The sequence below is a fragment of the Faecalibacillus sp. genome, from assembly GCF_047023275.1.
Taxonomy (GTDB): domain Bacteria; phylum Bacillota_I; class Bacilli_A; order Erysipelotrichales; family Coprobacillaceae; genus Faecalibacillus.
On sequence record NZ_JBKYAR010000003.1, the window covers coordinates 65,507 to 79,070 of the forward strand.

Sequence of the window (13,564 nt, forward strand, 5' to 3'; positions counted from 1 at the left end):
TCCCTACTCATTCAAATTGTCTTGTTTAGAAATTTATTTGCTCCCTCAACAAATAATGCATATCTCCTATCTGTTATGCTATTATCTTCTTCAAACCATACTTTAAATATATTTTCTTTATTCTCAAAAAGAATAGAGCAAAATTGTTTTGCAGTATATTTTTCATCTTTTAGATCATACAAATCTATAATTCTTTTATCTAAATTCATATTATAAGTATTTTTACTGGTATATCCTGGTATATGTGTTAAATCATCGATACATTTATTTTGATATTTCTTACATGGTAAACAGATATCATCTCCATAAATCGTTAACTTTAAAGTCACTGTTGGATTATCTATAATTTCATTTGCTATTTTGTAAAAATCATGTCCCATTCTTTCATCAGGAACGAACTTTTCAATACCAGAACCATATAATTTGATAATATCTATAAAATGATGAGGTTTAATTATAATTTCATTCATATTAATTCTTCTCCTTTAATTGCAAATTCTTAGTAAATATATTTATCTATCTAGATAAGCTATCCTTTGTTTAATTCATTTCTTTTTCAAACCTGAAGAAACAATTGTTTTCTTTAGGAATATTACCAATACTTTCACCTGTTTGATGTGAATCTTTATGTTTTGAATGAAAAAATTCTACAATTTTGAATCCACAACGATTTATATAAAAATGAATATTTCTCTTATCATAATATGGTGTGTGTGTTTCCCATATTTTAGTCTCAGGATGTAGTTCTTCAATTGCTTGCCATATCTTATATCCATTACCAGAATTTTGTGAATCTAATTTTACATATAAAAGATGCAGTGAATTATATCCTGTTTCTTCATCAACAACAATAATTGTACCACCAACTCTTTTCCCATCAATTTCAGCAATATATGCTTCTGAGCCATTCGTTTGAAAGGATTCTTCAATATCTTCTGTAGGAAGAATGATCTTTTCATAATCACCAAATTCTTGTATATAAGAATTTTGAAAAGCTTCTTGAATTTCTTTTATAAATATACTCTTATCTTCAGTAGTCATAATAGGCTTTAAAATTAATTTTTCCATACTGCATTCTCCTTTTTAAATAATAATAGCATATATAATTAAAGAAATACACTTCATTCTCTACCTCCTCAATTAAATAATATCATCATTATCATTTCAAATTCTATGTACACAATATCATTAATAAATTAAAATTTATTTATCAACCCATATATGCATAGGATTATGTACATAATGCCTATGCTCATAAATGTGCACTATATTCCCATGCATATGTTTATGAGTATAAATACAGTCGTTATACAATTTTTCCAAGCGTATCTTTTATGATAATCAAAGTGCTAATAATGATGATAATAAGAATAATGCATAATTGATAAGCAGGCTTTCTCCTAAAATAACAAAACTAAATCCTACACCTAAAAATGGGGACACAGAATAAAATGCACTAGTTTTAGCTGCTCCTAAATTCTTTTGAGCCTTGATATAAAAGTTAATGATTAAATCATATGATATAAAGCCAAATAGTATAGTAATAAATATATAGATTATCTCAGGTTCTTTTTCACCTATTATTAATGCAATAATGATATTTCCTAAACCAGAAAAAATACCCTTTTTAAATACAATATCTTTTGAACTCTTATTACTGATACTTCTTGCACAATTATTTTCAATTCTCAAACATATACACGTACATAACACAAATACATCATTTCCTTCAAAACTTAAAATAATACTAGATTACATGACAAGAATAATTACAGACCATAAACTTTTAGAGATTTTCTCTTTAAAAATGACTAAAGCAACAATCAATGTTGCAACAATTTCAAAGTTATTTCATAGTAAAACATTAGCGAAATTTGTGTTGCGATACCAAACATAAAAAATATAGGTGCTGCTGCTAGAATTCCATGAATTGTTGCTGTTATAATTATATCATTGGAGATCTTTTTACATAGGTTAAAAGAAACATCTACCACACGCTTACTACAAGCTATTGACTATGTTATGAAAAAGTGGAAGTATTAATTATCCTTCCACTTTTTCAATATATATGTTTAATTTATCTTTACCATAATACCCTTTTTATACAATCAACCAAGGATTATTCTGTCCTTCTATTGTTTTAATCGCATTAACAATAGAGTATTCAACCATATCACTTACAGCTTGATGTGTAAAGAAAGCTGTATGTGGTGTTAACATAACATTTGGGAATGAGCGTAAAATAGCTAATTCTCGATTATCTAATATTTTGTTTTTAAGATCTTTATAATATAAATGATGTTCGTTTTCCACAACATCTAATGCAGCATAGCCAATACGTTGGTCTTCAATAGCTTCAATTAAAGCTTTTGTATCAATTAATCGTCCTCTTGCAGTATTAATAATAACAACATCCTTTTTCATTTTTAATAGAGCTTCTTTATTAACCATATGATAAGTATGTTCTAATGCAGGAGCATGTAAAGAGATAATATTTGAATCTTGATACAGTGTATCTAAGTCAACATATTGAGCATAATTCCTTACTTCTTCATTTGGATATACATCATAAGCCAATATTTTACAATTAAATCCACTTAACAAACGAATCACTTCTTGTCCAATTTTTCCAGTACCTATAATACCTACAGTTAAATCTTTTAATTCTCTACCTCTAATATAATCTAAGCTGAAATCCTGACTTACAAATCTTTCCATAATTAATTTCATATTTCTAAGTGACATTAAAATCATCATCACTGTATATTCAGCTACACTTGAGTATGTATAACTTACGTTTCCTGCATGAATACCATATTTTCTACACGACTCTAAGTCTATATGATCAAATCCAATTGTTCTTGTAGAAATATAAAGAACGCCATATTCATGTAATTTTTTTACTATTTCTTCATCAACTTTTGTTGTCATGATACTCACTGCTTGAACTCCAGCACATAAATGTACATTTTCTACTGTTAATGCATCTGATGTTTTGATTAATTCTACATCGTATTTTTTTGCATATTCATCTACGAAATCATATTCATCATTTCTTACACTAAAAAATGCTATTTTCACTATATTTCTTCTCCTTCATATGCATAATCCAAAGCACTTAATATATCATTAATAAGAAGATTTGAATCTTCCAAACCTAAATAAACTCTAAAATGCCCTAGATCTAACCCTCGTTTTTTCATTTCTTCTTCATTATTTCCTTTAAACGCAGTTAAAATTAAACTTTCAAAGCCTCCCCAACTATAAGCTAAACTTAAAACGTGTAAATGATTGACAAATCTCTCAATAATTTGAGGAGTAGCATTATCTAATACCATACCAAATAAACTGCTATATCCATTTAAATATGTTGATGCAAGTTCTTTTTGTTGGATGTATGGATGATAAATCTTTTTTATTCTTGAATCATTCTTTAAACAATCAAGGACTTTTATAATCGTTTCTTGTTGTGATTTCATTCTTATTGGTAATGTTCTTAATCCACGAATAGCTAACCAAGCATCATGTGGAGATAAACTCGCTCCCAATAGTACCGCTCCATATTCATCAATTGTTTTTACAATTTCTTTATTCGCTACTACGATTCCTCCAACAATATCACTATGTCCTCCAATATATTTAGAACAAGAATGAATAACTACATCAATACCATGGTTTAATGGATTTTGAAACAATGGTGTTGACCATGTATTGTCAATTACTGTATAAATATTTCTTTTTCTAGCAAAATTAGAAATTTGTTTTAAATCAAGCATTTCAAATTTTTGTGAAGAAGGGCTTTCAAAATAAATCATTTTTGTTTGTTCATTCACATAGTCAAATATTTCTTGTGTTTCATTCACATGAATAACAGAACTTTCTATACCGAATTTTTTAAGTGATTGTATAACCTTAACACTAGAAGTATAAACAGTGTTTACAACAATGACATGATCCCCCTGTTTTAATAAAGAAAAAATTGTTGCCGAAATAGCTCCCATTCCCGAAGCAAAAGCTCTTGCTTTTTCTCCACCTTCTAAAGCAGCTATTTTCTCTTCTAAAATAGCAGTTGTAGGATTCCCATCTCTTGTATAAGAATACATTTCTTCTTTCCCACAATTGACATCTAAATAATGTTGATAGTTTTCAAAACGAAATGACGATGTTTGAACTATAATTGGAGCTACCGGATTAGACATTTTTTGATCATTAACCTCGATACTTGTACAAATATTTTGAATATCTTTCATTTATGTTTCCTCCTCTTTTTTATGATTAGTGATAGATCATATTAAAAATGTAAATAAGATTTTTTACGTAATTCCCTACTTGTAATATTTTCTTCATAATTCATTTTAAATATACAAGCATATAGAACATTAAGTGCATAAAAAATAGCTGTTTGTGATGAAAAAGCAGATATATTCGCTTTTGCATCTTCTTGATTAGGTAGTGGTATAATAACATCAGCAATTTTTGCCACATAACAATTAAGGTTGCTTGATATGAAAATCATTGGTATCTTTTTACGCTTAATGATTCTCGCAATATTTTCTATTTCTGCTGTTGTTCCACTATAAGATAATAATATGGCTACATCCCTAGTTGTCGCGTTAGTAGCTAGAAAAACTTGATCTGGTTGTGAATGTACTAAATGAACATATTTACCTATTCTTAACATCTTCAAATGAAAATCGTTGAGTTTGACAAACGAATTACTCACTCCTACGGCAAATATTTGATCTGCTTTCATTATCATTTTTACTGCTTTATTTAACAATTGATCATTGAACAACTGTTGAGTAAGATCTATTGTATCTTTGCTTAATTCAGCAATTTTTTTTGACACAACAATCATTGAATCTCTACTATTAAAAGGAACATTAGCATCTACCTTTGATATTTGTTTATATTCAGCCTCTAACTCTCTTGAAAAGTTTATTTTAAACTCCTTGAAACCTGAAAGATTAAGTTTTTTACATAATCTAATAATAGTAGATGTAGAAGTATATGAAGATTTAGAAAGATCTCTAATTGACATGCGTATGACCTCTTCACTATGTTCAAGTATATAATCAGCTAATTCTTTTTCATACTGACTAAAGTTTTTCTTTTCTTGTAATGCTTTTATTAAATTCATATGACTATCACCGTCCTTATTTTATACATATGTTTTTTTTATTAAAGATGTTTTCTAACAAAAGGAACAAAATGACAAAAAAATTTTTATAATTGACATAAATAATTATAACAAAATGTTTATCGCATTCATGAATAGTTACATAAAAAAAATTAATGCTAGAATTTTGTTGAAAAAACAAGGAGGTATTATATGAATACAATTATGAATTGGGTGGAAAATTCACTCGTACCAAAAGTATCTTACTTTACTGAAAAAAGATATTTTCAAGCTTTAAGAAATGGTTTCTTTGCCATTATGCCATTAACTATTATTGGATCAATTTTTATGTTAATTACAGATTTTCCAATTCCTGGATATGCAGAATTTATGAATGGTATATTTGGAGAAAACTGGATAAGTTACATTTCACCAGCTTATCGTGCCACATTTAATATGATGGGCTTTATTTTTGCTGGAACTATGTCATACAAGTTAGCTGATAGTTATGATATGGACAAATTAACATCACTTGTATTAGCACTTGTTGCATATGTTGTTGTACTCCCTAAAACAGTAATAAGTGGTTCTGGAGAAGTTATTACTGATGTTTTATCTTTTGGATGGTTAGGAACAAAAGGTGTAGTAACAGCAATCTTTGTATCAATTATATCTGTTGAAATAGCAAGATTTTGTTATCGTAAAAATTTGGTTATTCATTTACCAAATAGTGTCCCAGAAATGGTTGGTAAAGCATTTAGTGCTTTAATTCCAGGTATTTTAATTGTCACAACTTTATTAATTATTAATGGTATTTGTATGGCAACTGCCGGATCATTACCTGAACTTATTTTCAATATCATTCAAGTTCCTTTACAAGGAATTGTTGGATCACCTTGGGCAATTATTATCGTAGCAGGTTTAAATGGATTATTATGGTGGTTTGGAGTTCATCCTACTGTTATTAATTCATTAATTTATCCATTATTATATGCAAATGCTGCTTCAAACCAAACTTTAGCTGATGTAGGTCAACTTACAGCTTCAACAGGAGCTTTCGGAACAGTACAAATGTTAGATCAATTTGCGACTATTGGTGGAGCAGGATGTACTATTGGTTTAATTATATCAATGCTTATTGTAGTAAGATCATCACGTTTAAAAGCTATGAGCAAAATATCTGCTATTCCTGCATTATTCAATATCAATGAACCTTTAGTTTTCGGTTTACCATTGGTATTTAATCCAATGATGCTAATACCAATTGTTTTAGCACCAATTGCTTCAGTAGCTATTGTCTACTTATCTATGTCTATTGGATTTATGCCACTATTTACAAATGTACAAGCACCTTGGGCATGTCCATTCTTCTTCTCTGGTTTCTTAGTAGCAGGATGGAAGGGAGCAGTCACTCAATTATTATGCGTAGCTGCAACTGTTTTAATTTATATGCCATTTGTAAAAGCATTAGACCGTCAATATGTAAAAGAAGAAAACAATTAATAAAATAGAGAAAAAATATTTTTTCTTCCCGTCTTTGTAGGATTCATACAATTTTCGTATGAATCCTACATTTATAATTGATGACAACAATCTGTTAGGGAATTAACCATTCTAGGTTAATTCTCTTTTTTGATTACCATTTTCATTAAATAAAAAACTATATTAAGCTTACTCGCTTCTTAGATGACTCATACTAAAAAAATATCTTGCTTATATTTCGATTTCTTTGAGAAACTTGATGAAAATTTGATATCTTTTAAAAATATATAAATAAAAAAGTAGAATGCTATAGTATCATTAGAATTCTACTTTAAATATAAATTTATTAAAATATCAATAGATCAATTCAATTACTGAATTTACTTCTTACGATTACTCTTATCTACTAGAGTACAAACCAAAATACTTAGTTCTAGTAATACAACCATAGGAATTCCTAACATAATTTGTGATACTACATCCGGAGGTGTAATAAAAGCTGCTAGAATAAATATAACAATAATAATATATGCTCTATTTTTCTTTAAAAAAGCAGGTTTTAATAATCCAAGTTTTGTAAGTAAAAATACTACAACTGGCATTTCAAATATCACACCAAAAGCAAGTAACATCATATTAACAAAAGACACATATGATTGAACTGAAATCATTGATTTTACTTCAGTTATTGCAATTTTAAGAAAGAAGTTCAATGTTGTTGGAAGAACTATAAAATAACAAAATACAGCTCCCATAACAAATAGAATTAATCCAAAGAACAATGAAATCAAGATATATCTTTTTTCATGTTTATATAACCCTTTTTCTACAAATGCCCAAATTTCATAAACAGTAATAGGCGAACATAAAATTAAAGCCATAATAAACGAAAGATTGACATACACTAATAACATTTCAGATGGTGTTGTATAGACAAGTTTCATTCCCGGATTAACTTCAATAAGATAATCCATTAACATTCTAGCTTGACTAAATAACAACATCATGGCAATAGTATTAACCACAACAATAACAACCAATCTTTTTCTTAATTCTTCCAAATGTCCTCTTTTCAAAATTATTATTATTATCTTATAATAAGATAATAATATTTATTCATTTAATTTCAAGTTATGTGGCGAAAACAACATATCATATGACAAAATTGACATATATATTTTCTTAAAGTTGTTTATTAATTTAATTGACCACATGAAGCAGGTAGTAAAAATCAAATCATTATTTATCCAGTATTAATTCTATATTTTATATTTAAATGTACTATAAATTTATACTTTTTGTAAAACTATAATTTTTCCTGTATCTTATGGTTAATTAAATTTTTTAATAAAATAACTACATCATCATTCATGGGACTTATATTTTCTATTTCATAATTTCTCAGAATTGTTTTCTTTGTTAAAAAAGTACCTTCCTTTAAGTCATAAATAGAAAGACATCCAGATTCAAATGTACTCAAAAATAAATAGTTATCTTTCATATCAATACATACATTTTTTACATGTACTTTATTGATTCTTTGCATTTTATCAGTTAAAACATGATAAACATTAATAAAGGTATTGTTTACAAAAATAATATCATTTTCTGATTGTGAAACATATTCATAATCTGATTTTAGCTTTAATATTTCATTTTTCATATTCATCTTACTTTCTTCCATTTATTCAAAGTATAAATCTCTATTAGATCTTTATTAAAGCCTATTATATCATAGATAACATTGAGTTTTATTATTTGATTATTGAATATAAAACAATTTTATTGCAAAACTCTTGTGAAAAATAAGTGTTGATGGATGACTACTTATTAGTTCTAGGGTGTGGTAGATAGCGCATGCAATTCTACTGGCTTACCTACACAATCATTGATGTAGATAGTCAAACCATGGGAAGGTGATTGGACCCCTAGCCTGGCACGGGCTAAAAATAATGTGACAATTGATGCAGGTTGCAGAGCATCGTCAATCAAAAATAAAAAAGTGTAGAAAATATATTTTTGTATGTTAAAAGGAACCGTATTTTCGGTTCCTTCATTTTTTATTAAAACCAACCCATTTTTTCACAGATATTATAAATACCATCATCTACATTTTTATCTGTGATGTAAGTTGCTTTTTCTTTTAAAGCATCACAGGCATTTCCCATAGCGACACCTGTCCATAAATCTTTATCAAACATATCAAGATCATTATAGTCATCACCAAAGACAACTACATCTTGAATAGGTGCTTGGAGTATTTCCATCATTTTGAAAATACCGCCTTTTTTATTATCTGGTTGAAACATTAAGTATTCTTTTTCAAAACGTAATGAACCTAATTGATCTTTGTTTTGAAAAGAAGCTTCTTCTTTTTCATCTAAAGCAAGATAGATTTTATAAAAGTTTTCTACTTGTGTATAATCAAAATCTTGATCTAAGATATAAGTTGTTGGTTCTTTACGATAGCCTACTTGTTGAATAAATAAATCATTTTCACCATAGACTTCTTGACTATCATTGATAGCTACTAAATAACCAATCCCTTTTTCTTTAGCTTCTTGAATGATTTTTAAAGCTCCTTGTTTATCTAAGGGGATATTTTCTTTTAAAATACCATCTAGTACAATTCCATTACCCCCATTACATACCATATTTTCAAAATTAAATTCTTTTCTTGTCTTTTCTGCTTTATAATGGGCTCTTCCTGTATTCAAACAAACAAAATGACCTGCTTGTTTAAGCTTTTCTAAAGCAACTTTCGCACTTGGGACAATTTGATGTGTTTTTAAATCAGTTAGTGTTCCATCAATATCAAAGAAAAAATATTTTTTCATACTATTTTAAATCCTTTACTCCTGTTTCTAACATTTCCATTTGTAGAATTGTTTGCCATGGTTGGATGACTTGTTCCTTACCATTTACAATACTATCATAGATACCATCATACACACGGGCATAGTCGCCGTCAACTGTTGGAACTTTTTCTTCATGATAAATGCCTTCATCATCATAATAAGTAAGAGTTCCATAATGTTCAGGTAAATCTTTTCCAAAATCACTATTTGTTGGCATATGAAAAAGTTTTAAATGTTCTTCTTGTCGATCTTTACTATATTTTTCAAACATTCCCTTTTTACCATAAACGATAAAAGAAGGTCTTGATTTTACTCTAAAGTAACTTGATTTAACGGATACTTTTAATGTTCCATAATAAAGATCTAAATCAAAATAATCATTCATACGACCTGTTCCTAAAAGTTGTCTTACATCATAATGAATATCATCAGGTTTTCCAAAGTAAGAAATGACTTGATCTAAAGTATGACAACCATGTCCATATAAATAAGACATTGCTGGATCAAAATGATCGACACTTTCAGGTATTTCAGGACGATAGTAATCAAAATGCATTTCTAATTCTAATAAATCTCCTAATTTCCCTGATTCAATCACTTTTTGGACAGTTAAAAAATCACTATCATATCTTCTATTTTGATAAGCTGAACAATAAAGTCCTTTTGATTTTGCAAGTGCAAAGATTTCTTTAGCTTGTTCACTATTTTCCATAAAAGGCTTTTCACATAAACAATGTTTATTATGTTCAAGTGCTTTTTTAGTATATTCATAATGATAATGATGTCCTGTACATACAACCACCATATCAATTTCATCATCTAAGAAAATATCATCTTGATTTTCAGTATAGTTGACTCCTTCAATTTTATCCCAAACATCATGATGAATACGTGGATTATAAATCGTTTTAACGATGAATTTATCCGGTCTTTGCATGACAAAAGGTAAATGATAGCGATTGGTACTTTTTCCATTTCCAATATATCCTAAAACAATTTTATTATTTATCATTATCAAACACGATCCCTTCTTGCATTCTTCCTTCTTCCATTAATTTAGAAATCAATAAAGAAAGATCTAACATTTCTTTTTGTTTTTTAACATCTTTTTCTTTCATTATTCTCATAAATTCTTTAAATTCATAAATTAAACGATGTTTCTTTTCAAAAGATTTTACTTCACTTGTCCCATCATTATAACAGATCTCATATTCAGTCATTTGACTTAACGGACATTTAACAACGATGGCTCCTAAGTTTCCTTGAATCGTATTCATTAAAGGCGCTTTACAATCTTTAGCCCCAATACATAACGCTTTAAAATGTTCAAAATCAAAAATCATCATCCCACTTGTATCAATATTTCTATCAATATTTGCCATATATTTATGATAAACAGGTTTCCCAAATAAATCGATCAAAGCATGAATATTATAAACATTTAAATCCATTAAAGCTCCACCTGCTTTATGAAAGTCAAAGGCTGGTAAAATGTTTCCTTCTTTAAAAGCATTATATCTTGATGAATATTGCGAATAGTTAAATGAAACAATTTTAATATCTCCTAATTTCTTTAAATCTTCTTTTAATGAAAGAAAAGCAGGTGTGTAATGTAAATTCATAGCTTCAAAAATCATGAGATTCTTTTTATTGGCGGTTTCAATTAAATCTTCTAATTCTTTACTATTCGCTGTAATTGGTTTTTCAATAATAACATTTTTATCATTTTCTAAAGCTTTTTTTGAAAATTCATAATGTAGATGATTAGGTAAAGCACAATAAATTGTATCAACATCACTTTGAAGTAATTCATCATAATCTGTATAAACTTTATCTAAATGATATTTTTCCATAAGTTCTAATGCTTGTGATTTTGATTTTTTTGTTGAAAAAAGATAAGTCTTTTCAACACCTAGTTCGTGATACATGGTAAGAACATCTTTAACAATCATTCCTGTTCCTAAAATTCCTAGTTTCATTATTTTGCTTCCTCTCTTATTCTTTCAATTGTTTCTTGTAATTTTTTTGAATCTTGTAATGTATGTGTTGATTGATTATGATCAATCAACGCTTGTATTTCTAAAGTCATATCGTCTCCTTCAATTGGATATGTTTTTTGCATAACTTCATTTTCTAAATGAATTGTATATTCAACCACACGGTTAAACATTGGAACATAGATTTCTCCCTTATCCCCTTTAATTAAAGCATAACGTTCTTTATTATAATTAATTGAACCTTCTACTTTTCCTTGAACTTCATTTTTAAAATTTAAAGTTGCTTTAAAATTCATTTCAATCTCATTTTCTTTTTCAATGTGAGATTCCACACTTTCAACTGGTGCATCCACTAAAGCAAGGACAAAACCAACGACATAACTTCCTACATCATTTAAAGCACCCCCTTGTTTTGGATCAAACAAGTAAGAATCTTTTTTATCTGTCCCATCAAAACAAAAGTTTGCTTCAATTGATTTTAATTTTCCGATCAGTTTTAAATCTTCTTTTAAATGATTAAAACCATTATTAAACTTTGTTTTAAAAGCTTCTAAACAATAGCCTTGATATTCTTTAACATATTGGTTAATTTCATCAATATCTTCACTTTTTAAGACAAGTGGTTTTTCACATAAAACCGCTTTATGATGTTTAATGGCTTCTATAATCCACTTTTTATGTTCATAGTGAGGTACTGCAATATAAACGGCTTCAATATCATCATCTTTTAAAAGTTCTCCATAATCACGATAAAGTTTAACTAAAGGATGACTTTGTAAATAACGATCGTTTTCATCTAAAGAATGTGAGGCAATGGCATGCACTCTTCCCCCACTAGTATAAGTAATACTTTTAACAAACTTCCGTGCTATGTTTCCATAACCTATAATTCCAAAATTCATTTTTCTACCTCCAATAACGCTATTGCTTCTGCAATATCATTAACACAATAATGTACTTGTTTTTGTATTTCTTGAGGGGATGTTTTAAAAGTAAAGGCTGTATCTACGACTTTTAACATCGGTAAGTCATTATAGGAATCCCCTATTCCTGCCATCTTTTCTAAGCGATAATGCTCTTTAATGATTTTAATTCCTGTTCCTTTTGAACAGCCTTTTCTTACAATATCAATTGAATTTCTATTTTGAAAACCTTCAACTTCTTGATATTTTTGATTAATTTCAAGACATGCTTTCTTGGTTATTTTGTCATCTTTAAAAACAAGAGATATGCCATAAATTATTTCATGTTCTACTTCTTTAAAAGAAGAAATGACTTTTAATTTAGGATTATAATCTTCTTTAAGGGTTGCATAAAAGACATCCGCATTTCCTGTTTGTAAAATGATATGTGCTTTCTTTTTATATTCATTAAAGATTTGTTGAACGATTTCTTTTTTCATTGGAAAATCTTGAATGATATTTAAATCTTTATCTAAGATCAGCGCTCCTGAAGAAAGAATATAGAAATCTAATTTTAGCTTTTCTAAATCAAACAGGGCACATCGAGGTCTTCCACTACATACTCCAAAAAGATGTTCTTTTTGATACTTTTCAATAGCCTCTTTATCTTGTTTTTTTATTTGTTGATTAAAAACAAGTGTGCCATCTATATCACTTGCAAGTGCCATCATCTTTTAATTCCCTTAAACAATCAACAATGACTTGATGATCTTCATCATGGACAAGCCCCGAAACAAGAATGCTTCCTCTTAATTCATTTTGGATAATCAATGGAAAACCTCCCCCACAAATAACAAGACTTTCATCTTTTTCATCATCTTGATACGTTTTATTTTCTTCATTTTCTAAATAGATGTAATAACTACTATGTCCATATTTTTCAACTGTTTTTTGTTTACGATCAAGCCAAATGACTCCTTTTTTACCATCCATCAAATATTGAAAAACAATATCTCCATCTAAAACAATACGGATTCTAACATTTTTTAAATGATTCTTTTCAATATGATCTACAATGATTTGTCCTAATTGATAGGCAGCATGATTATTGAATTCTTGAAAAGAAAGTTCTTTTTCTAATTGTAAGACTTCTTCTTTTGTCATCTCTTTCACCTCACTTTTGTTATAACATATCTTCTTTCTCTT

Annotated in this window: 15 protein-coding genes; 1 reads left to right on the forward strand and 14 read right to left on the reverse strand. The window is 28.2% G+C overall.

The features are described from left to right. Window positions 1-11: 11 nt before the first annotated feature. The 6 genes from ACLVEP_RS01930 to ACLVEP_RS01955 all read right to left on the reverse strand — a co-directional run bounded on the left by ACLVEP_RS01930 (window position 12) and on the right by ACLVEP_RS01955 (window position 5,140). Window positions 12-470, reverse strand: a complete 459-nt coding sequence (locus tag ACLVEP_RS01930; protein ID WP_412582467.1) for a hypothetical protein — start codon at window positions 468-470, stop codon at window positions 12-14. Between the two features lie 70 nt (window positions 471-540). Further along, a complete protein-coding gene (locus ACLVEP_RS01935; RefSeq protein WP_320096969.1) occupies window positions 541-1,068 on the reverse strand; it encodes a GNAT family N-acetyltransferase in 528 nt (175 codons plus the stop codon). 273 nt (window positions 1,069-1,341) lie between these two features. Then, window positions 1,342-1,692 carry an EamA family transporter gene (locus ACLVEP_RS01940; RefSeq protein ID WP_412582469.1) on the reverse strand — a complete coding sequence of 117 codons (351 nt, stop codon included), beginning with the start codon at window positions 1,690-1,692 and terminating at the stop codon, window positions 1,342-1,344. 408 nt (window positions 1,693-2,100) lie between these two features. Further along, the gene (locus ACLVEP_RS01945; protein ID WP_331872527.1) at window positions 2,101-3,081 is read right to left on the reverse strand and encodes a D-isomer specific 2-hydroxyacid dehydrogenase family protein; all 981 of its coding nucleotides are present in this window, start codon (window positions 3,079-3,081) and stop codon (window positions 2,101-2,103) included. Continuing rightward, window positions 3,081-4,250, reverse strand: coding sequence for a trans-sulfuration enzyme family protein (locus ACLVEP_RS01950; protein ID WP_405316651.1), 1,170 nt, complete (start codon window positions 4,248-4,250; stop codon window positions 3,081-3,083). The genes ACLVEP_RS01945 and ACLVEP_RS01950 overlap by 1 nt, the downstream gene beginning before the upstream one ends. A gap of 41 nt (window positions 4,251-4,291) precedes the next feature. Then, window positions 4,292-5,140, reverse strand: a complete 849-nt coding sequence (locus ACLVEP_RS01955; RefSeq protein ID WP_412582470.1) for a MurR/RpiR family transcriptional regulator — start codon at window positions 5,138-5,140, stop codon at window positions 4,292-4,294. Window positions 5,141-5,332: 192 nt separating this feature from the next. Here ACLVEP_RS01955 and ACLVEP_RS01960 point away from each other — a divergent pair, with 192 nt between their 5' ends. Next, window positions 5,333-6,622 carry a PTS sugar transporter subunit IIC gene (locus tag ACLVEP_RS01960; protein WP_331872524.1) on the forward strand — a complete coding sequence of 430 codons (1,290 nt, stop codon included), beginning with the start codon at window positions 5,333-5,335 and terminating at the stop codon, window positions 6,620-6,622. A gap of 359 nt (window positions 6,623-6,981) precedes the next feature. On the opposite strand, the gene tatC is transcribed toward ACLVEP_RS01960, so the two are convergent. The 8 genes from tatC to ACLVEP_RS02000 form a co-directional block, all read right to left on the reverse strand. Further along, entirely contained in the window at window positions 6,982-7,662 is a 681-nt protein-coding gene (gene tatC, locus ACLVEP_RS01965) for a twin-arginine translocase subunit TatC (protein ID WP_405316653.1), read from the reverse strand. A gap of 245 nt (window positions 7,663-7,907) precedes the next feature. After that, complete coding sequence (locus tag ACLVEP_RS01970) at window positions 7,908-8,270, reverse strand: hypothetical protein (RefSeq protein ID WP_412582473.1); 363 nt, start codon at window positions 8,268-8,270, stop codon at window positions 7,908-7,910. Window positions 8,271-8,664: 394 nt separating this feature from the next. After that, window positions 8,665-9,438: an HAD-IIB family hydrolase gene (locus ACLVEP_RS01975; RefSeq protein ID WP_412113010.1), complete on the reverse strand. Its 774-nt coding sequence runs from the start codon at window positions 9,436-9,438 to the stop codon at window positions 8,665-8,667. A 1-nt stretch (window position 9,439) separates the two neighbouring features. Next, a complete protein-coding gene (locus tag ACLVEP_RS01980; protein ID WP_412113009.1) occupies window positions 9,440-10,471 on the reverse strand; it encodes a Gfo/Idh/MocA family oxidoreductase in 1,032 nt (343 codons plus the stop codon). Next, the gene (locus ACLVEP_RS01985; protein ID WP_412582475.1) at window positions 10,461-11,438 is read right to left on the reverse strand and encodes a Gfo/Idh/MocA family protein; all 978 of its coding nucleotides are present in this window, start codon (window positions 11,436-11,438) and stop codon (window positions 10,461-10,463) included. The genes ACLVEP_RS01980 and ACLVEP_RS01985 overlap by 11 nt, the downstream gene beginning before the upstream one ends. Further along, complete coding sequence (locus tag ACLVEP_RS01990; protein WP_117815333.1) at window positions 11,438-12,358, reverse strand: Gfo/Idh/MocA family protein; 921 nt, start codon at window positions 12,356-12,358, stop codon at window positions 11,438-11,440. The genes ACLVEP_RS01985 and ACLVEP_RS01990 overlap by 1 nt, the downstream gene beginning before the upstream one ends. Continuing rightward, on the reverse strand, window positions 12,355-13,089 hold the full coding sequence (locus ACLVEP_RS01995) for an HAD-IIB family hydrolase (RefSeq protein ID WP_412582476.1): 735 nt from the start codon (window positions 13,087-13,089) through the stop codon (window positions 12,355-12,357). The genes ACLVEP_RS01990 and ACLVEP_RS01995 overlap by 4 nt, the downstream gene beginning before the upstream one ends. Beyond that, on the reverse strand, window positions 13,070-13,522 hold the full coding sequence (locus ACLVEP_RS02000) for a heme-binding protein (protein WP_412582477.1): 453 nt from the start codon (window positions 13,520-13,522) through the stop codon (window positions 13,070-13,072). The genes ACLVEP_RS01995 and ACLVEP_RS02000 overlap by 20 nt, the downstream gene beginning before the upstream one ends. Window positions 13,523-13,564 lie beyond the last annotated feature (42 nt).